Source organism: Streptomyces sp. NPDC085937, from assembly GCF_044540535.1.
In the GTDB taxonomy this organism is placed as follows: Bacteria; Actinomycetota; Actinomycetes; order Streptomycetales; family Streptomycetaceae; genus Streptomyces.
This window is the reverse complement of record NZ_JBITSH010000011.1, coordinates 213738-233514: the sequence shown is the minus strand read 5'-3', so window position 1 is coordinate 233514 and position 19777 is coordinate 213738. Positions and strand designations below refer to the sequence as shown.

Genomic DNA, 19777 nt, shown 5'->3' with positions numbered 1-19777 from the left:
GGAGCTGATCCTCACTGTGAGTGGCTGTACCGCGTGGGCTCGTGGTCGCGTCGGGGTGGCCGGCCGGTCACTCGGCCACCTCCAGGCCCTGCTTCCTCATCTCGTTCACCGTCGCCCGCTGCGTGGCCTCCAGCGCGCCGGTGAGCGTGCCCTTGCCCGCCCACGCCTTGCCGAGGCCGTCGTTGAGGTCGGCCGCGGTCCTGGTCATCAGCGGGCCCCAGGTCCAGGAGGAGTTGACGTGCGGGGACGCCTGGGCGACGACGTCGTAGATCTTCTGTCCGCCGAAGTACGCGTCCCCGGCTTCCAGTTGGGGGAGGTCGAGCAGGTCCTTCGCGGCCGGGTAGAGCCCCGCCTCGTCGACGAGCGCGCCGAACGCCTTCCGGTCGGTGCTGAGCCAGTGCGCGAACTCCCAGGCGGCCTCCGGCGCGTCACACCCGTCGAGGATGGCGGTGGCGGACCCTCCGGCGTTGCCGACCTGGTCGCCTCCCTCGGTCCACTGCGGCATCGGAGCCACCGCCCACTTGCCCGACCCCTTGGCCGCGCCGCCCTTGATGACGCCGGCCTGCCACACCGCGCCCACGACGGTGGCGATGTCACCGTTGCCCAGACCGGTGTACCAGGCCTGGTCGTACATCGGGGCGCCGCTGACCAGCCCCTCGTCCACCAGGCCCTGCCAGTAGTCGGCGACCTTCCGGTTGGCCTGCGAGTCGATGGTCACCTGCCAGGCGTCGTCCTTGACGCCGAACCAGCCGGCGTCCGCCTGCCAGGCGAGGCCCGCGTAGTCGTAGTCCAGGTAGGGCGACGAGATGAACCGGCGAGGGCCGGAGGCGTGGATCTTCCTGGCCGCCTTCTCGTACTCCGCCCAGGTCGCGGGGGGCGCGAGGTCGAGCGAGTCGAAGACCTCCTTGTTGTAGAACATCACCATCGGGCCGGTGTCCACGGGCGCGCCGTAGACCTGGTCGCCGAGGGTCACCGAGGCCCAGGCCGCTTCCTGGAAGTCGTCCTTCGCGGGGGAGGCGTACTCGGCGACGTCCTGCAGGGCCCCCTGGGCGGCGAAGCTGGGCAGCGTCTCGTAGCCGACCTGGGCCAGGCAGGGAGCGTTGCCCGCCGTGACGGCGTTGAGCATCTTCTGGTAGCCGCCCTTGGCCCCCGGCTGCACCGACTGGTACGTGACCTCGATGTCGGGGTGGCTGCGGTTGAACGCCTTGACCGCGTCGTCGTAACCCGGAGCCCAGCCCCAGAATGTTATCGATGCCTTCCCCGACGAGGACGACGTGTCCGAGTCCGAGCCGGCGCAAGCGGTGGCCGTCAGGGCCAGGGCCAGGGCGCCGATGATTCCCGCAGACCGGCTGATTGATCTCTTCATGACTCCTCTTCGAGGGAGACGAGACAAGGGGTGACCGCCGCGCGGTCCGAGGGGAGGCGGCGTGCAGTCGCGTGCCGAGTGACCGTCGACGGCTCGAACTATGGCAGATGTTGTTATCGATGCCAACGGTGTGATCGAACTGAGAGGTCCGAGAGCGGGAGGCGGGCTATGCCCGGTGTGTCAGCGATATCATCGGGGGCACGGTCTCGAGGAAGGACCCATGGTGAAGCAGAATGCCGACGCGAAGCGGCCACCCGGGATGGCGGACGTGGCGCGAGCCGCCGGGGTGTCGGCGCAGACGGTGTCCCGTGTGCTCTCGGGTCATCCGAACGTCCAGGAGCGCACGCGCGACAAGGTCATGGCCGCCGTGGAGCAGCTCGGGTACCGGCGCAACAACGCCGCACGGGTGCTGTCCTCGGGACGCAGCCGCACCATCGGCGTGGTGACGCAGCGGACCCACTACTACTCGGGCGCGCTCATCACCTCGGGTATCGAGAACGCGGCCCGTGAGGCCGGGTACACGGTCAACGCGGCGGCGACCTCCTCGCTCGACACGTCCGCCATCGAGGACGCCCTCTCACGGCTGGCCGACCAGGACGTCGAGGGCGTCGTCCTGGCCGTGCCGCTCATCCACACCAGCCGTCGGATCGAGCAACTGACCGAGTCGGTCCCCACGGTCACCATCGACGGGTCCCGCACCTCCGCGACCGAGGTGGTGGCCGTCGACCAGGCGCTCGCCGCGCGTCTGGCCACCCAGCACCTGCTCGACCTGGGGCATGACTCGGTGTGGCACGTCACCGGTCCGCAGGAGTGGCTGGAGGCCGCCAGCAGGCGTGACGGCTGGCGCGACACGCTCGAGGCGGCCGGCCGGCCCGTGCCTCCCGCGCTGGAAGGCGACTGGTCTCCCGCATCCGGATACCGCAACGGTCTCGTCCTGGGACGCATCCCCGACGTGACCGCTGTCTTCGTCGCCAGCGACGAGATGGCCTTCGGGGTGATCAAGGCGCTGCACGAGACCGGCCGCCGGGTTCCCGAGGACATCTCGGTGGTGGGCGTCGACAACATCGAACTCGCCGAGTACAGCTGGCCGCCGCTCACCACCGTGGCACAGCCGTTCGCGGAGATGGGGGCGCTGGCGGTGACGCATCTGCTGCGGTCCATCGCCGCTCCGGGCGCCCTGCCGGGACCGAAGTCGGTGGAACCGCGCCTCGTCGTCCGGTCGAGCACCGCACCGCCCCGTGCCTCGGGAGGCGATGGCTGAGCGGGCCGTGGCCCGCAGGAGGGTGGCACCTGCCTGTTGGGGCGCCATCCCGCCGGAGCCGTACAGGCGCCGGTGGCCCCCGCGTGCCGTGGACGGGTCCCGCAGCGCGTCGGCGGGACGGGCGGCGCGGGACGGCGGCCTCCGCCCCTCCGGCGCGGAGCGGCCGCCGTCGTCGGCCGGAGTCGCTTCGCCGGTGGTCTTGACGGCGCCCGACCCCGAACCTAAGGTCCCGCAAGCAGCAGACGTCTGACGTCTACTGTCTCGTCTGAGACGCGCACTCGTTCAGCCGGACCGTCCGCCCTGCCGGCGCGACCGTCCGCCCTGCCATCCGACACCCATCCAGGGAGCCATCTGTGGCTGCACGAAAACTCGCCCTGTTCCTCACCGCCTCGCTTCTTCCCCTGGCGCCCCTGGTGGCCGCCTCCACCGCGCACGCCTCCGCACAGGCGTCGGCCTACCACGTGGACTGCGGGGCGACCGCGGCCGGCAACGGCAGCCAGGCCGCACCCTGGAACAGCCTGGCCCCGGTCAACGACCGCGTGTTCCAGCCCGGGGACTCGATCCTCCTCAAGCGCGGCAGCACCTGCACCGGACAGCAGCTGTTCCCCAAGGGATCGGGTGCCCCAGGGCAGCCGATCGTGGTCGACGCCTACGGCACCGGAGCCAAGCCCCGGCTCGCGGGAGCCGGCCAGGTGACCGACGTCGTGCGCCTCGCCGACCAGCAGTACTGGGAGATACGCAACCTCGACATCTCCAACAAGGGCGACACCGCCGCGACCCGGCGCGGTGTGCACATCACCCGTACCGACTCGGGAACCGGCACGTACTACCGCGTCAGCGGGCTCGACATCCACGACATCAACGGCAACCGGACGAAGAAGGACGACGACGCCAGCGCGGGAATCTTCTTCGAGGTCCTCGGCAACACCAGGGCGACCAAGTTCGACGACGTCGTCGTCGAGGGCAACACGGTCAGGACGGTGGACCGCTACGGCATCCACTTCTGGACCCGCTGGATGCAGCGCCCGGAGCTGAACAACCCCAACTGCGGCTCCACGTGCGGGACCTGGACGCCGCAGACCCGCGTCGTCATCCGCGGCAACACCGTCTCGGACATCGGGGGCGACGCCGTCGTGCCCCACCACACCGAGGGCGCCCTCGTCGAGTACAACAGGGTCGACGGCTTCCGCGAGCGTGAACCGGCCCACTGCGCGGCCGGCGTGTGGGGCTGGAACACCAACCGCGCCCTGTACCAGTACAACGAGGTCAGCGGCGGCAAGAGCGAGTGCGACGGCCAGGGCCTGGACATCGACGAGGCCAACATCGGCACCGTCTACCAGTACAACTACAGCCACGACAACGAGGGTGGCTTCATCCTCCTGTGCAACGGCTCGGGCTCGACCACCGCCGACAACGTCGTGCGCTACAACATCAGTCAGAACGACGGCGGACAGCTCTTCGACATGGTCTGCGCCAGGACGACGAACACGCAGATCTACAACAACACCTTCTACCTGTCCAAGCCGGTCGACGTCATCAACAACGCCAACGGCTCCACCGGCGACAACGCCGCTTTCCGCAACAACGTCTTCCACGTCGCCACGACCCAGGCCGCCTACCTCAACGCGGGCACCCTCACCTTCGACGCGAACGTCTTCCACGGCAACCACCCCGCCGGGGAGCCGGCGGACGCCCGCAAGGTGACCGCCGACCCCCTGCTCACCGCGCCCGGCACGGCCACCTCCCGGACCGACGTGGACGGCTACCGACTCCGGGCGGGCTCGCCCGCGCTGGCCAACGGCGTGGTCATGACCTCGTCCGCGACGCGTGACTACTTCGGCAACCCGGTGCCGGCCGGCTGCGCCCCCGACCGGGGCGCCCACCAGCTGTCCACCACGTGCGCCCCCGCGCAGGGTCCCGTGAACGGCGTCCACCGCATCTCGGCGGGCACCCAGGCCATCGACGTCCCGGCCAACTCCACCACGCAGGGGACCCAGGTCACGGTCTGGCCCTGGCACGGCGGCCAGAACCAGAAGTGGACGGTGACCGCCCACTCAGACGGCACGTACGAGCTGAAGAACGTCAACTCGGGGCTGTGCGCGGACATCCGTGACAACTCCAGGTCGCCCGGGGCCGCCGTCATCCAGTGGCCGTGCAGCGGCGCGTCCAACCAGCGCTGGATCGCCACCGCCAAGGACGGTGGCTACACCCTCGCCGCCCAGTCCAGCGGCCTGCTCCTGACCGCCGCGTCCACCGCCGACGGCGCACCGCTCACCCAGCGTCCCGCCACGTCCGGTGCCGTGCAGACCTGGACGTTCACCAAGGTTTCCTGACCGGCGCCGCTCGCGACGGCCGCCCCACCGCGGTCACGGCCGCCCCATCGCGGTCACGGCTGTCCGGAGCGGCACGGCCGTCCCGTCGGCGCACGCCGGCCGTCACGGCCTGCGGCCCGTGCCTGTGCCGCAGGCCGGGGTCGCCGGGCCGCCGGAGCCCGTGTCGTCGGGGCTGTGTCAGGCCGTCGCGTGCGGGCCTATGCCCCGTCGGCGCGGGTGTGGTCGGTGAGGAGTTCCAGGTCCTTCGCCGGGCCGCGCACCCGCCACACCACGCGCCAGTGGTCCTCGTCGCGGACGGTGAACTCGCCCCGGTAGAGGTCGGCCGAGCAGGGGTGGTCGGCGACGTGCCGGCCGGACCTGAGGTCCAGGCCGTGGAAGAAGCGGCCGTCCGCGAACCGCACGTCCGCCGTGCCCTTCGGGCCCCGTAGAAAGCGGAGCGTGCGCTCGGCGGGCCGGGTGACGCCCCGCCAGGTGAAGTCGCCCGACTCCCGCTGGAGCAGGCCCTCGCCGTCCTCGAGCGGCTCGAACACCACGCTCCCGGTGAACCGCCCCTCGCCCCCGCTAGCCAGGTCCCGCACGACGCGCTCGGCCCGCCAGGCGCCGCTCAGGTACGCCAGTACGTCGGGTACCGGCCAGAACTCGCCCATGGCGCCCCGCTCTCCCGTGCTCTCCGGTGTCGCACGACCCATTGACGTGCTCCTGCCCCCTCCCTATCTTGCCGTTCGAAGTGCTGCACAGCGTCCGCCATTGCGAACGACCGCTTATCTCCCCCAGAGCCGCGAGTATCCATGTCACGCACCGCCCGGCACCGGACCCGCCGCAGAGCCCTCCTCGCGGGCACCGCCCTGCCGACCGCCGCCGTCCTGTTACCGGCCCCCGCCCACGCGGAGGCCGCCGCCGACTACACGATCGCCGTCGGCACCGGCGCCCGCGGCCCGGCGATCGACGACACGATGTACGGCGTCTTCTTCGACGACGTTCCGGGGTGTGGCGCCCACGTTCACGTACACGTTCCCGCCGAACTCGGTGACGTTCATGAGGATCGACCGGCGCTGACACCGACCGGCCCCTCAGGGCTAGTCTCTGGTTCCCATGAGTGACATAGCGGTCTGGAAGCGGGTGCGGCGGTCCGACAGGGCCGTCGCGCCCTTCGCCGGCGCGGTGAGCGCCCTGGTGGGCGTGGTCCTGCTGTGTCTGGCGATCGGCGTCATCGGCGACCCCACCACGCGTGAGGAGGAGAACGCCGCGCAGGAGCTGGCGCTGCGGCTCTTCGGCTGCTGGCTGCTGGGCGGAGCGGCGCTGTACGCGGTGCTCGGCATGTTCCGCGCCCTGCTCGGCCACCTGGCCGCCCTCCTGATCGGCCCCCTCGCGATGATCGTCGCCTTTCTGGTCCTGACCGCCTGACCGCCAGACCGCGGCCCCGGTGCGGTTGTGATAGGAAGCCTCCACGTTCATCTGGGTCACGTCACCCACGGAGAACACCAGTTTGCACCTCGCCCCATCGAAGCCGAGCAACCACTGGCCGTGCAGCAAGACTGGGCGCGGCACCGGAGCAACACATGGCTCCAACTTTCCCGCAGTGATCTGCAGCGGTACTCCGCCGACCTGCGGGAAGTTCTGATAGATCACGGGAGAACGCTTGCCAGGCACATCGACGCCGGGGGGCTTGTTGTCGAATGAGCCGGCAGGTCCGCCAGGCCAGGTCGTGCTGCGTGGTCGGCGACACAACGCATTGGTCGGACCCTGCCAATGAACTCATGCGGGAAGCCTCAAGAAGACAACTTCCGGCGGCAGTTGACCGGAAGGGGGTCGTCGGAACGTGGAATGACCCCCGAGATTCCGACACATGCACGCCGGACGTTTCGTCATCCAGGGGAGGTGATCCATGGTGGCAAAACGGAGGTGTTGGACCTCAAGGGATCACTTCATGTCCGCCCACCCCCAGACCTCCCGCAGCTATCCGAGAGCTTCGAGGCACCCCGCAGTGCCGCTTGCCCCAGCAGGGCGGGTGATCTTGTTAGTTGGTGGGGGCGTCATGATGCGCGGGCTACCAGCGAGGGACATCACCCGCCCTCAAGCCCCACCCATGCGATCGCCCCCCGCATCTGGAACTCAAGAAAGTCCTCGCGCGCGTCGATGGTGCCCTGCAACTGACCGAAGATCTCCGCACTCACCGCGCCGCACAGCTGCAGCCACGCGCCGAGCACGCGGGCCACCACTTGCCCCGGCAGGCCCGGCAGGCGTTCCTCGGCCAGCGCCTGCGCCTCGTCACCCAGGGTTCCACTCAAAGGCGCGGCGGCCTGTACACAGCCGGCCGAGAACGCCTCACTCACCACGCCGCCGAGCGCGAGCGCACCTCGGGCTGCGGCACGGTTCGTGTCCTGCGGCGCGGCGTAGCCGGGGATCGGGCTTCCGTAGATCAGCGCCCACTCATGGGGATGCGCCAGAGCCCAGTGCCGCACCGACTGGCTGATCCCGAGACAGCGTTGCGCGTAGGAGCCTGACGTGGCGGCGGCGCTCTCGGCCGCTGCGCCCACGCTGTCGTAGGCGTCGATGATCAGAGCCGTCAGCAGCTCGTCCCGGCCGTCGAAATACCGGTACAAGGCTGAAGGGGCCATGTCCAGGTCCCGGGCCACCGCACGCAGGGACAAGCCGGGTCCCTGCTCGGCCAGGTGCCGCCGGGCCACCGTCTTGATCTCGGCCGTGAGCTGAGCGCGTGTCCGCGCGCGAATTGAGGCTGCCGTCATATCGGCCAGTGTTCCATGTTCCGCATCGAGAACACTGAACTTGACAGAGAACAGTGTTCGCGCACAATGGGGAGTGAACAGTGTTCTCCCTGTGAGGATGCGGGATCTCTCGCCCCTTGCGCGCGGCGCAGCCGCAAGGAGGACAGCACGATGAGTGGGCGGCATGCCAGCCGTCCGCGGCGCTCTGGGCATCTGCGTGAGTGCCGCCGGAAAGGAATCGCAATCATGTCGGACGAGAACAAGGGCGATCAGTCGGTCAGTGGCGCGTCACGTCTGGTAATTACCGGGGTCACCGATGCCGGTCGGTCGACGATCGTCTCCGACGGCCCGACGGCCGTCGTTTACGGCAGCCCGTTCGTGACCGCGGCCGCCCTGTGGGAGGCCGAGAAGCTCCCGCCACAGCCGGGCGGCAACCACCACCCGGTCCTGCACGAGGACTTCGCACCGCACACTGGGGCGCGCGTCTTCCTGAGTACCTTCCCGCCCCAGTCGCAGTGGGCGGACAACCCCGAGATGGTGCGCGAAGTCCTGGCCGCGGCCGGCATGGAGCCGGAGGGCGACCGCCCGCCCGGCTTCCACGCCACCGACACCATCGACATCCAGACCGTCGTCGACGGCGAGATCTACTGCCTCACCGACGAAAAGGAAGTCCTGCTCACCCAGGGCGACACCATCATCATGAACGGCATCCAGCACGCCTGGATCAACCGCTCCGACAAGCCCGCCACCGTACTCGCCACCATGATCGCCAACCCGGTCCGCAACGCATAAGGGCGCCGCACCGGATGTCCGGTGCCGCCGACCGGGGCCGCCTCGGGCGGGGGCGGTGACGGACGCCCACCCGCGCAGGCGGAGCCCCCGCGGGGTCGCGTTGGTCCGCTTCGGGCGTCGGGTGTGACGGCGTGGCGTTGAATGCCGCGGCCGCCCTCAACGCGGGAGACCTGAAGAAGAGCCAGTCAGCACGCGCCACCAAGTTTCGAATAGTGAAACTGCATGTCAGGAGAGCACCCATGACTCACGTACGTCGGCGCTTCGCCGCCCCCGGCCACATCGTGACCGAGACGAGCCTGGACGGGGCGACCTGGGCGCCCACCGAGAACGCCCTGGGGTATGCGTCGCCGTTCAGCCAGGAGTGGGAGCTGGAGCAGCTACGGCGGCTTCGCGTGGCGGACGGGGACGTCGTCCTTCCGTTCCGGCCGCTGTCGGTGCGCGACTTCACGATCTCCGAGAAGCACAACATCGACGGGGCGAAGGGGTACGCGCGGCGCTTCATGCCGCGCTTGGCCACCGTGGCCCGGGGAATCGAGACGGTAACCCGTCGGCCGGTGAAGGCGCTGCGCCCGAACAAGCTTTGGTACGAGAAGCCCATCTACTACCTGAACAACACGGTGACCTTCGTGCCGAGCGGCACCCCCGTCGCGTTCCCGTCTTACACCAAGGCGCTCGACTACGAGCTGCAGCTCGCGTTCGTGATCAACCAGCCGCTGCTCGACGCGACGCCGCAGGAGGCCGAGAAGGCGATCGGTGCCTTCGTCGTGATGTGCGACTTCAGCGCGCGGGACGTCCAGATTCCCGAGATGCAGAGCGGTACGGGACCGCAGAAGGGCAAGCATTTCCTCAACTCGATGTCGGCCACTGCCGTGACCGCCGACGAGGTGATCGGTTCCTGGCGCGACCTGAAGGGGACCGTGACGGTCAATGGTGAGGTCGTCGCGCGGCCGTTCACCTCGGACGCCCACTATGGGCTCGGGGAGCTGCTGGCCCACGCGTCACAGTCCGAGCAGCTCGTGCCGGGCGAGATGTTCAGCATCGGCTGCCTGACGTATGGCAGCGGCATGGAGATGAACCACTGGATCGCCCCCGGTGACACCATCCGCCTCGACCTCCCCGGCATCGGCACGATCGAGCACCCGATCATCTGAGTTGGCAACCGACGGCACGGCGGGCCCCTCATATGAGACCGGGGTCGCAGGTGCGTGGCCGGATGAACGCGCAACCCAGGGCGTTCTCAGCGGCGAGCGGCCCTTGCAACGACGGCCATGGCGAGGCCCTTCTCCTTGCCCCGTCAGGCAGCCGCCCTGCACACCGTGCGCAAGAGCCACGCCGACTGCCGCTGGGCGCGAGCAAACAGCCTGGCGGTGCCCTTTGAGCTTGACCGAACAGTTGGAAGCACCCCCACGGAGAGAGTCATGGCTGCCGACAGCCCGCATCATCACGCCGCCTATCGGGCGACTGCTTCCGCGCTCCTGCGCCGTCCCAAGTTGTGGCTGTCCTCTACCCTCCTCAGCGGGGTGCTCGCACTGCTGTTGTCCCTGCTGTACATGGGCGGCATCGTCAATCCGAATCGGGATCTGCACGATCTGCCGGTGGCGATCGTCAACGCCGACACGGGCAAGCCGCTGGCGGGGCAGCAGGAGAACCTGGGCACGCAGATCACCCGGACCGTCACCTCCGACACCTCGAGCGACAAGGCCGCCTGGCGCCAGCTCACCCGGGCCCAGGCGCAGGACGAGCTGGCTTCCGGGAAGATCTACGGCGCGCTGGTGATCCCGGCCGGCTTCACCAGCTCGGTCAGCGCGCTCACCACCGCCGACGCGACGGCCAGGCCCACCATGACGGTGCTGACCAACCCCGGCATGGGCAGCCTCGGATCCTCTCTTGCGAGCAAGATCGCCACTACCGCCGCCCAACAGGCGTCGCACTCCATCGGCAAGCAACTCACCGCGGCCACCGGGACCGGCACGAATTCCACCACGAACCTGCTGCTGACCGACCCGGTCCAGATCGCCACCCAGGTCGGCCACCCCATCGGCGAGAAGACCGGGCTGGGGCTGAACGCCTTCTACTACACGCTGCTGCTGGTCCTGGCCGGATTCATGGGCGCCAACCTGATCAACCTCGGGGTCGACACCGCCCTCGGCTACGCGGACAGCGAGATCGGCCCCTGGCACACCCGCCGCCCGACTGTGCCCATCAGCCGGACCCAGACCCTGCTCCTGAAGATGGCCATGACCGCGGGCATCACCGCCGTCACCGTCTCCCTGGTCATGCTCGGCACCGTCGGCATCCTGAATATGGACGCCTCCCACCTGCCGCTGCTGTGGATCTTCTCCTACTGCGCGGCCCTCGCGGTCGGCCTGGGCGTGCAGGCCATCACCGCGGCGTTCGGCGGGATCGGTCAACTCGTCTCGATGTTCGTGTTCTTCGTCCTGGCTGTGCCCTCCTCCGGCGCCACCATCCCCCTGCACGCTGTTCCCGCCTTCTACCGGTTCCTGAGCGCCTTCGAACCGATGCGTCAGCTCAGCGAGGGGCTCCGGGCCCTGCTGTTCTTCGACGCCCGCGCCGACGCCGGCCTGGCCCGCGCCTGGACCATGATCGCTATCGGTACCGCGCTCGCCCTGCTCTTCGGCTTCGCCATGACCCTCTACTACGACCGCAAGGGCCTCAAACGCCTTACGCCGCAACCCGCTTGACGGTGGCCGCTCGTAGGATCCTGAGAGGGGACGCATGGGTGAGGGCATGGTGGTGGAAGCAGCACCGCGCCGCCGTCGGATGACGCCCGAGCGCGAGGCTGAGCTGTACGCAGTCGTACGCGGCCTGATTCGTGAAGTCGGGTACGAGGCCCTGACGATGGACGCCGTGGCTGCCCGCACCCGCACCAGCAAAGTGACGCTCTACCGCCTGTGGGACGGCAAGACCCAGCTGGTCGTCAAGGCACTGCGCAGCCGGAAGCCGCGGTTCGACGCGCTCGACACCGGGTCGCTGCGCGGTGATCTGCACGCCATGGTGCGCCGCGACGACGATCACCAGATGGAGCAGAACAACGCGCTGATACGCGGCTTGATGACGGCCGTGCACACCCACCCGGAACTGCTCACTGCCCTCAGGGACCGGGTCATCGAACCCGAACTGGCCGATCTCAACCGGATGCTGCAGCGAGCGGTGGACCGAGGCGAGATTCGGCCCGACAGCCCGGCGCTCCCGTACGTGATCCACATGCTGACCGGGGCCTTCACCACCCGCAAGCTCATCGATGGGCAGCCGCCCACGCAGGCCTACCTCACGTCGTACATCGACGCCGTGGTCCTCCCCACCCTCGCCGCCGGACCATGACACCGCCCAAGTGTCACGCTCCGTGCGACGGGAGCGGGGCCAAGGCCGTCGCCCAGCCAGGATCCGGCCTCGATCTTCGCAGTCAGCGGAGAGGACGGCTGCGAGCCGGCATCCGTTTCTGCGCGCGGCTCACGAAGCCGTGCCGGACTGATAGGCAGGACATTTCCTTGCCTGGCGCCGGTGCCCGGGGCGGGGTCACCCGGTCCTGCCCCGGGCACCGGATCGCGGACTTACACGACCTTCCGGACGCGCCGCAGGCGGCGCCTTGCCGGTAGCAGGCCACTCGGTCGGGGTGCCTGTCCCGCGCGGCTCGGCCCGGCAGGCTCCGCGGCCGCGTCGGTGATGTCGAGTAGCGCCCGGTTGTGGGTGTTCTCGCCGAAGAAGCAGATGATCAGGCCGCCGGCGAGGATGACGATCGCGGTGGTGACGAACACGCCGGTGAAGCCGAGTACCTCGGCGATCGCGGCGATGGCCAGGCCGCTGGCGACGCCGGCCAGGCGCCCGAATCCGTTGGCCAGGCCGGAGCCGGCTCCGCGTACGGAGGTCGGAAAGATCTCGGGCAAGTAGGCGTACATCACGGCGGCGTTGGTCTGGATGAGGAAGGCCGCGATGAATCCCGCGGCCACCAATACCGGCACGCTGGTGGTGAAGGCGAAGATCACCATGGCTGCCGCGACGAGGGCGCTGAGGACGAGCATGACGCGTCGGCGCTGCCAGCGGTCGGCGATCGGCGCGGCGGCCAGTGCGCCGACGACCGGAGCGATGGCCAGGATGGCGGTGATGGTGAGGGACTTCTGTGAGGAGTAGCCCTTCTCAACGAGCATGGTCGGCACCCAGTTGGTGAAGCCGTAGGCGCCGAAGATGCCGAGGAACATCGTCAGGCAGATCACCACGGTGCGTTTGCGGTAGGGCGGCCGGGCCAGGTGCTTGACGGTGTAGTGCGGCTCCGCGGGGTGTACGTCGGCTGCCGGCAGGGGCTGGCCGGTGCGTGCTTCGGCTGCCTTCTCGAGGCGGTCGGCGACCTGCTCGGCCTGCTCGGTGCGGCCGTTGAGTTCGAGCCAGCGGACCGATTCGGGCAGGAGCCAGGCCACGAGTACCGCAGGGAGGAGCCCGATGCCGCCGATCACGAACACCCATCGCCAGGCGTCCGCGCTGGTGGGGACTATCTGGCGCGCTGCGATGGCCATCAGCGGAATGCCGAGGCTGCCGATGCCGATCATGAGTGACATGTACCGGCCGCGGGAGGTGCGCGGGAACATCTCCACGATGTACACGAGCAGTGCGCTGGTTGCGGCCTGCACGCCGACACCGGTCAGGAAGCGGAGCACGGCCAGGACGCCGTAGGTGGGGGCGAGCGCGCACAGGATCGAGCAGGTGGCGTAGGCGATCGCGGCGGTGGTGAGGGTGCGCTTGCGCCCGATCCGGTCGGCCAGATGTCCGCCGGTCAGGGCGCCGACGAACATGCCGAGGAACGTGAAGGAGGTCAGGGCCCCGACGTCGGTGATCGACAGGCCCCATTGGGACCGCAGTTGTGGGGCGACGTAGGCGAACGCGTACACGTCGGCGATGTCGCACAGGAACATCAGGCTCAGCACCGCGGTCCAGACGAGGTGCTCACGGCTGGTTCCGGGGAGGCGTTCGATCCGTGCTGAGGGTGGTGCGATGGTGCTACCCGCTGTCTGTGGTGCAGACATGTGCTCTCCCTTGAGCAGAGGGTGGACCCATGCAGGTACGGCGCGGTGCTGAGCGGCGGCACGCCCGGCGCCGTACTTCGGCCGGGTGTGCCGCGGGATTACTCAGAGGCGGCGTGCGGCTTGGTCGCCTTCCCAGATGGCGTTGAAGATCTTTCGTGGTGCCTGGCAGTCGCCGACGGAGTAGATCTCCAGCCCGGTGGCGGCCAGTTGGCGGGCGAGCGCGTCGTCGGCCGCGTTGCCGACCGAGAGGACGACCGCATCGACATCCGTCCGGCGGGTCTCGGCGCCGGTGTGGATGTCGACGAGGACGACTTCGTCGCCGTCGATGGCCTTCACGGCGGTGTTCGTCTGGAAGGTGACGCCGCGCCGCCGCAGTGAGCCGTAGACGAATCCGTGGTCCAGGGCTCCGCCGGTGAGGTGGGCGATCTGCGGAAAGATCGTCACCACGTGGACGGGGTGACGGCGTTCTGCGAGGTATTCGGCCACGGCGAACGGGTGCCGCTCGCCGGTGTCATCGATGATCAAAACATTGCGCAGGATCTCCGCCTGGCCCGAGAGCACGTCGGCCGGGGTGAACACGTTGAACTGATCGGCTCCCGGCAGGGCCGGGGCGCCCGGGGCCCACTGCGCGGGACGCGCGGCCGGCCAGCCGTGGCGCAGCGGGGTGGAGCCGGTGGCGAGGATGACCGCGTCGAAGGCTCCGCCGCTCAGTTCGTCGGCGGTGACCTCGTGTTTCAGCTCGACGGTGGCGGAGGTCTTCTCCAGCTGGGCCTGCAGCCAGCTGACCACGCCGGACCACTCGCGGTAGGTGGGCGCCTGGGTCAACAGGTTGACCTGGCCGCCGAGTTCGTCGGCTCTCTCGAACAGGGTGACGTGGTGGCCGCGCTCGCTCGCGGTGAGGGCCGCGCGTAGCCCGGCCGGTCCGCCGCCCACGACCGCCACCCGTTTGCCGCCGGCCGAGGCGGGCATCTCGCGGAACTGGCGTTCGCGGCCGACTTCGGGGTTGTGGATGCAGCCTAGCGGGGCGTTGCGGGCCTGGGTGGCGACGCAGAAGTTGGAGCCGATGCACGGTCGGATGTCATCGGCGCGGTCCTCTTCGGCCTTGCGCACCCACATCGGGTCGGCGATCAACTGCCGTGCCATGCCCACCATGTCGGCCCGACCGGAGGCGATGATCTCCTCGGCGGTCTCTGGGGTGGTGATACGGCCGACGGCGATCACGGGGAGCGCGCCGACGGCCTGCTTCAGGCGTGCGGTGTCCTCGACCTCGTAGCCGACCGGGCGGGCCGCGGAGGTCCCGAAGATTGACATGAAGTCCATGTAGGTGCCCTGGGTCGTCGACATGTAGTCGAACACGCCCCAGCCGGCGATGACGGCGGCGATCTCGCACCAGGCCGCGTTGTCCAGGCCGCCCGGCATCGCGCCGTCGCTGCTGTTGACGCGGATACCGAGGATGCGGTCCGCGGGGACGACGGCGCGCACGGCGTCGGTGACGCGGCGCAGCAGCCGCATCCGGTTCTCCAGGGATCCGCCGTACTCGTCGGTGCGGTGGTTGGTGGCCGGGGAGAGGAACTGGTTGATCAGGTAGCCGTGGGAGACGCCGTGGATTTCGATGCCGTCGACGCCGCCCTCGACGGCGTAGCGGGCGGCGAGGACGTAGCCGTCGACGAGTTCGTCGATCTCGGCGGCGGTCATCTCGTGCGGGATCTCGCGGTAGGCGACGTCGGGCACGGGGCTGGGTGCCCAGGTGGGCAGGCGGCTGATCTGGCCGTCGGTCTGCCGGCCGCGGTGCCACAACTGGGCGAAGAGCCGGGTGCCGTGTGCCTGGACCGCCTCGGCCACCGCCCGGTACCCGGCGACCACCCGCTCGTCGTAGGCGAGGATGACGCCGCGCCGGGGCTGGGTGGTGGGGTGCACCGCCATGGCTTCCATGGTGATGGCGCCCACCCCGCCCAGCGCCCGCTCCCGGTAGTACTCGACGCTGGCGTCGGGGATGGTGCCGTCGGTGGCGAACTCGGTGGCGTGCGCGGTCTGCCACACCCGGTTCCGGATCGTTTTGGGCCCGAGCGTGATCGGGGACAGCAGGTGCGGGTAGGTCCGGTGGCCGGCTGCCGGTGCGCTGCTTGGCGTGGTCATCAGTGCTCCGCGAGCAGCCGGCCGAAGCCGTCGGTCTGGTCGGTGATGCCGCTGGTGCGCAGCGCGTGCCAGTAGGTGGCGGTGTTGACGGCGATGACCGGCAGGCCCAGGTCGGCTTCGGCCTGGCTGGCGACCGGGCCGAAGGGCAGGTTCGCGCCGAACTGCACGATCGCCTGCGCTCCGCTGTCGGCAAGCTCCTCCACGAGCGGCCGGATGGCCGCGGGCGGGTTGTGCGCGATCTGCACCAGGGACGGCGAGACGAGGTGGCGCACGGCGTGCATCTTGTACCCGCAGCGTTCGACGAACGCTCCCAGGTGTGGTTCGCCCGCCGGACCGTACGGGGTCAGCAGCGCGATCGGACCGTCCGTGATCCCGTAGGCGCGCAGCGCCGCGGGGATGGCGTCACCGGCATGCACCAGGCGCAGGTCGGGCACGTCCAGGCGCGCCCGCAGCCGCTGTTCGATCCGCTGCCCCGCCTCCGGGTCACCGTAGATCGCCTCGATAGAGACGCCCAGGACCACCACGTCGACCTCGGCGCTCAGCACCCGCTCGACCGCGGCGTCAAGCGCGCTGTCGAGGTCGCTGACAGACTGCTGCAGGGCGCTGTCGTCGCGGGTGACGATGTTGGGGACGTGGATACGGGCGAGGTGGTTGGTCACGCCCTTCGGGCGCATCTGGTCGTACTCGTACTGCACGACGGTGTTCACGGACGGGGTGACGACTCCGAGCTTGAGCCGGTAACCGTAGACATCAGGCATGGCGCTTCTCCTCTGTGAGTGCCGGGCTGTTGGCGATCATGGTGGCGAGTACGGTGGCGGGCTTGTCGGAGCGGTTGATCCAGGCGTGCTGGATGCCGTTCATGATGATGGTGTCGCCCTGGGTGAGCAGGACTTCCTTTTCGTCGGTGAGGCAGTAGATCTCGCCGTCGACGACGGTCTGGATGTCGATGGTGTCGGTGGCGTGGAAGCCGGGCGGGCGGTCGCCCTCCGGCTCCATGCCGGCCGCGGCCAGGACTTCGCGCACCATCTCGGGGTTGTCCGCCCACTGCGAGGCGGGCGGAAAGACGCTGATGAAGACGCGCAGGCCGGTGTGTGGTGCGAAGTCCTCGTGCAGGACCGGGTGGTGGTTGCCGCCCGGCTGTGGCGGGAGCTTCTCGGCCTCCCACAGGGCGGCCGCGGTCACGAACGGGCTGCCGTAAACGACGGCCGTCGGGCCGTCGGAGACGATCGTCGACCGACCGGCATCGGTGACCCCGGTGAGCACCAAGCGGGGTGGCGGGGAGGTCGGCTCATCGCCCTTGTACTCGTACGTCATGGTGGTGCGGCTCCCTTCTCACGGCGCTCACGCAGATGCCCAGAACGCCGCGGACGGCCGGTGTGCCGTCCTGATGAATGTGGCCTTGTGTCGTGGGTGCGCCCCGGGCGCGGGTGAGGTGACAGTGCCCGGGTCTGCTGCGAGCGAGGAGTGCGAGCTGACGGCGCCTCGCTGCAGTGTGTGGCCGCGGCCTGGTCAGCCGGCGCGCCGGTAGCCCTGGTCGGCCAGGCGCTGCATGAGGCCGCCGGCATCGAGCAGGTCGAGGAGCATCGGCGGCAGTCCGGGTACGTCGAAGGAGGCGTTCGTGCTGGTGTTGTCGACGTGCCCGGCAGCGAGGGCGATGCGTGCCTGCTGCCCGTCCTCGAAGGCGGCCCGCACGCCCGGAACCGTCAGGGCGGGCAGGCCGAAGTTGATGCAGTTGCGGTAGAACAGCGAGTTGAACTGGTCGGCGAGCAGGGCGCGGACGCCAAGGATGCGAAAGAGGTTGGCCACGGGACGGGAGGAGCCCACGCCGAAGTTGCGGCCCGCGACCACGATGTCGCCGGGGCGAACCTGTTCGCTCCAGCCGGGGCGCAGCTCGTAGAACACGTGCTGGGCTGCCTCTTCGGGTTCGAGGCGCATGGCGAACCCGGGATACATGGCGTCGGTGTTGACGGAGTCGCCCACCACCCACACGCGGCCCTCGATGATGTCCGTCATGACTGCACCTCTCGCGCGTCGGTGATCACACCGGTCACCGCGGACGCGGCGACCGTGGCGGGGGACGCCATGTAGATCTCCGCCTCCGTGCTGCCCATGCGGCCCTTGAAGTTGCGGGTCGACGCGGTCAGGCAGACTTCCCCCGGACCGATGAGCCCCATGTGGTAGCCGAAGCAGGCGCCGCAGGTGGAGTTGGTGACCACGCCGCCAGCGTCCGCGATGTCCTGCAGGTAGCCCAGCCGCATCGCGTCGCGGTAAACGGCCTGCGAGGCCGGGGTCACGATCAGCCGCACCCCGGAGGCGACCGTCTTGCCGCGCAACACCTCGGCGGCAATCCGCAGGTCCTCGAGCTGGCCGTTGGCGCAGGAGCCGATGAAGCACTGGTCGACCTTGCGGTGCTCGATGGCCGAGACAGGCAGGGCGTTGTTGCTGACGGTGCCGGGGCGGGCGACATAGGGCACGAGCGAGCTGAGGTCGATCACACGGACGTCGGCGTACTGGGCGTCGGCGTCCGGCGCGACCTCGGTAAAGGGCTGGTCGCTGACGCTGCGTATGTAGTCGCGGGTGAGCGCGTCGGCCTCGAAGATGCTGAAGTCGGCGGAGACTTCTGCGCCCTGGGTGGCGATGGTGCGCCGGTCGTTCAGCGGCAGGCTCACAAGGCCGGGGCCGCCGTACTCGAGATTGTGGTTGGTGACATCCCCGAAGGTTCCGGCGATGTGCAGGAAGATGTCCTTGCCGCTGACGTGCTCGGGCTTGGCCCCCACGAACTGGTAGCGGATCGTGGGCTCGACGGTGAACCAGGTCTTGCCCGTGCACATGATGGAGTAGACCTCGGCCGGGCCCAGTCCCCGGGCGGCCGTGTTGTAGGCCCCGGCCGCGCAGGTGTGGGAATCGGTGCAGGCCAGGACCTGGCCGGGCAGGGCCAGACCGTTCTCGGCGATCACCTGGTGGCAGATCCCGTGCTGTCCGACATCGTAGAACCGCCGGATGCCGTACTCACGCGCGAACGAGCGGGCCCGTTCACCGCCCAGAGCGTCCTGCACGGAGGGCGCCGGCACGGCGTGGTCCATCACCACGGCGGCCCGGTCCGCGTCGGCGATCTTGACAGGGTCCTCCCAGCCGACGGTGAACTGCAGGTCGATGAGGACCGTCATGTCCACATCGACGACGACGGTGTCGCCGACCGACGCCTTCTCGCGGCCCGCAGCGCGGGCCATGATTTTCTCGACGATGTTCATGCCCATAGCGGTCTCAACTCCACTTGTCACCGATGGCTGACCATTCCCGCAGCCCGAGAAGGTCGAAGAAGGCGGCCACCCCCTGCGATCCGGTCCGCGGATCGCGGCCGCCGAGCCGCTGGAGGGATCCGATGGCGGCGTCCATGACGGCGGCCAGCGGGTTGCTCGGATGGATGGCGAGCGCATAGCCCAGCTGCTGCAGCACCTGCGGCCCCTCGTCCGGCGTCAGGCCGCCCTGGACCAGGTTGATGAGCAGCGGCGCGTCGACCTCCCGGGCGATCCGCTCGACCTCCTCGCGGCTGACGGGCGCCTCGACGAAGATCACATCGGCCCCGGCCTGCGCGTAGGCGTTGGCCCGCTCGATGGCCTCATCCAGGCCGAGCACGCCCCGGGCGTCGGTGCGCGCCACGATCAATGCGCGGTCCCGGGTGTCGAGCGCGGCCCCCAGCTTCTTCAGGAACGCCTCCCGGCTGATCAGTTCCTTGTCGGGCAGATGGCCGCAGCGCTTGGGGAACGCCTGATCCTCCAGCTGGATCGCCGCGACCCCGGCGCGCTCGTAGGAGCGCACCGTGCGTACGACATTGAGGGGTGAGCCGTAGCCGGTGTCGGCGTCGGCGATCAGCGGGATGTCCTCGAGAACGTCCACCAGCATGGCCGCCCGCTGTGTCATCTCACTGGCCGTCACCAGGCCGATGTCGGGCAGCCCGTGGGCGGAGGCGGCCACGCCCGCGCCGGTCATGTAGGCGGCGGAGAAACCCATCCGCCGAACCAGTTGGGCGGTGATGCCGTCGTATACCGCCGGGGCCGTCACCAAGGTGTCACGGGCAAGAAGTTTGTGCGTCATTGCACCTGATGCATTCACTGTTGATTCCACTT

At 69.5% G+C, this 19777-nt stretch carries 18 protein-coding genes; 8 read left to right on the top strand and 10 right to left on the bottom strand.

All coding sequences use genetic code 11. The features are described 5' to 3' along the window. Positions 1-67 precede the first annotated feature (67 nt). Positions 68-1366, bottom strand: coding sequence for an ABC transporter substrate-binding protein (locus ACIF8S_RS23605; protein WP_400001498.1), 1299 nt, complete (start codon positions 1364-1366; stop codon positions 68-70). Positions 1367-1586: 220 nt separating this feature from the next. On the opposite strand from ACIF8S_RS23605, the gene ACIF8S_RS23600 reads away from it, so the two are divergent. Continuing rightward, on the top strand, positions 1587-2627 hold the full coding sequence (locus ACIF8S_RS23600; protein ID WP_400001496.1) for a LacI family DNA-binding transcriptional regulator: 1041 nt from the start codon (positions 1587-1589) through the stop codon (positions 2625-2627). 353 nt (positions 2628-2980) lie between these two features. Next, positions 2981-4960, top strand: coding sequence for an RICIN domain-containing protein (locus ACIF8S_RS23595; RefSeq protein WP_400001494.1), 1980 nt, complete (start codon positions 2981-2983; stop codon positions 4958-4960). 197 nt (positions 4961-5157) lie between these two features. Here the strand turns inward: ACIF8S_RS23595 and ACIF8S_RS23590 are convergent, their stop codons facing one another. Next, the gene (locus ACIF8S_RS23590; protein ID WP_400001586.1) at positions 5158-5607 is read right to left on the bottom strand and encodes a DUF6314 family protein; all 450 of its coding nucleotides are present in this window, start codon (positions 5605-5607) and stop codon (positions 5158-5160) included. 141 nt (positions 5608-5748) lie between these two features. On the opposite strand from ACIF8S_RS23590, the gene ACIF8S_RS23585 reads away from it, so the two are divergent. Both ACIF8S_RS23585 and ACIF8S_RS23580 read left to right on the top strand, forming a co-directional pair. Continuing rightward, positions 5749-6060: a hypothetical protein gene (locus ACIF8S_RS23585; RefSeq protein WP_400001492.1), complete on the top strand. Its 312-nt coding sequence runs from the start codon at positions 5749-5751 to the stop codon at positions 6058-6060. Then, a complete protein-coding gene (locus ACIF8S_RS23580; RefSeq protein WP_400001490.1) occupies positions 6053-6364 on the top strand; it encodes a hypothetical protein in 312 nt (103 codons plus the stop codon). Before ACIF8S_RS23585 ends, ACIF8S_RS23580 begins: the two co-directional genes overlap by 8 nt. Positions 6365-7023: 659 nt before the next feature. Here the strand turns inward: ACIF8S_RS23580 and ACIF8S_RS23575 are convergent. Beyond that, complete coding sequence (locus ACIF8S_RS23575; protein ID WP_359605554.1) at positions 7024-7707, bottom strand: TetR/AcrR family transcriptional regulator; 684 nt, start codon at positions 7705-7707, stop codon at positions 7024-7026. A 225-nt stretch (positions 7708-7932) separates the two neighbouring features. Here ACIF8S_RS23575 and ACIF8S_RS23570 point away from each other — a divergent pair, with 225 nt between their 5' ends. From ACIF8S_RS23570 to ACIF8S_RS23555, 4 genes are all read left to right on the top strand, one after another. Beyond that, the gene (locus ACIF8S_RS23570) at positions 7933-8478 is read left to right on the top strand and encodes a cupin domain-containing protein (protein ID WP_400001488.1); all 546 of its coding nucleotides are present in this window, start codon (positions 7933-7935) and stop codon (positions 8476-8478) included. Between the two features lie 239 nt (positions 8479-8717). Next, a complete protein-coding gene (locus ACIF8S_RS23565) occupies positions 8718-9629 on the top strand; it encodes a fumarylacetoacetate hydrolase family protein (protein ID WP_387796746.1) in 912 nt (303 codons plus the stop codon). A 267-nt stretch (positions 9630-9896) separates the two neighbouring features. Beyond that, positions 9897-11180, top strand: a complete 1284-nt coding sequence (locus tag ACIF8S_RS23560) for a YhgE/Pip domain-containing protein (RefSeq protein ID WP_400001486.1) — start codon at positions 9897-9899, stop codon at positions 11178-11180. Between the two features lie 46 nt (positions 11181-11226). After that, positions 11227-11820, top strand: a complete 594-nt coding sequence (locus ACIF8S_RS23555) for a TetR/AcrR family transcriptional regulator (RefSeq protein ID WP_400001584.1) — start codon at positions 11227-11229, stop codon at positions 11818-11820. Between the two features lie 230 nt (positions 11821-12050). Here the strand turns inward: ACIF8S_RS23555 and ACIF8S_RS23550 are convergent, their stop codons facing one another. The 7 genes from ACIF8S_RS23550 to ACIF8S_RS23520 form a co-directional block, all read right to left on the bottom strand. Then, positions 12051-13514, bottom strand: coding sequence for an MFS transporter (locus ACIF8S_RS23550; RefSeq protein ID WP_400001484.1), 1464 nt, complete (start codon positions 13512-13514; stop codon positions 12051-12053). 102 nt (positions 13515-13616) lie between these two features. Continuing rightward, a complete protein-coding gene (locus tag ACIF8S_RS23545) occupies positions 13617-15650 on the bottom strand; it encodes an FAD-dependent oxidoreductase (protein WP_400001482.1) in 2034 nt (677 codons plus the stop codon). Beyond that, on the bottom strand, positions 15650-16408 hold the full coding sequence (locus tag ACIF8S_RS23540) for a hypothetical protein (protein WP_400001480.1): 759 nt from the start codon (positions 16406-16408) through the stop codon (positions 15650-15652). Before ACIF8S_RS23540 ends, ACIF8S_RS23545 begins: the two co-directional genes overlap by 1 nt. Then, on the bottom strand, positions 16401-16964 hold the full coding sequence (locus ACIF8S_RS23535; protein ID WP_387796736.1) for a cupin domain-containing protein: 564 nt from the start codon (positions 16962-16964) through the stop codon (positions 16401-16403). The genes ACIF8S_RS23540 and ACIF8S_RS23535 overlap by 8 nt, the downstream gene beginning before the upstream one ends. 195 nt (positions 16965-17159) lie before the next feature. After that, positions 17160-17663 (bottom strand): 3-isopropylmalate dehydratase, encoded by a 504-nt coding sequence (locus ACIF8S_RS23530; protein ID WP_387796734.1) that lies wholly within the window; start codon positions 17661-17663, stop codon positions 17160-17162. After that, on the bottom strand, positions 17660-18901 hold the full coding sequence (locus tag ACIF8S_RS23525) for an aconitase/3-isopropylmalate dehydratase large subunit family protein (protein WP_400001478.1): 1242 nt from the start codon (positions 18899-18901) through the stop codon (positions 17660-17662). Before ACIF8S_RS23525 ends, ACIF8S_RS23530 begins: the two co-directional genes overlap by 4 nt. A gap of 13 nt (positions 18902-18914) precedes the next feature. After that, the gene (locus ACIF8S_RS23520; protein ID WP_391810608.1) at positions 18915-19745 is read right to left on the bottom strand and encodes an oxaloacetate decarboxylase; all 831 of its coding nucleotides are present in this window, start codon (positions 19743-19745) and stop codon (positions 18915-18917) included. Positions 19746-19777: the final 32 nt, after the last annotated feature.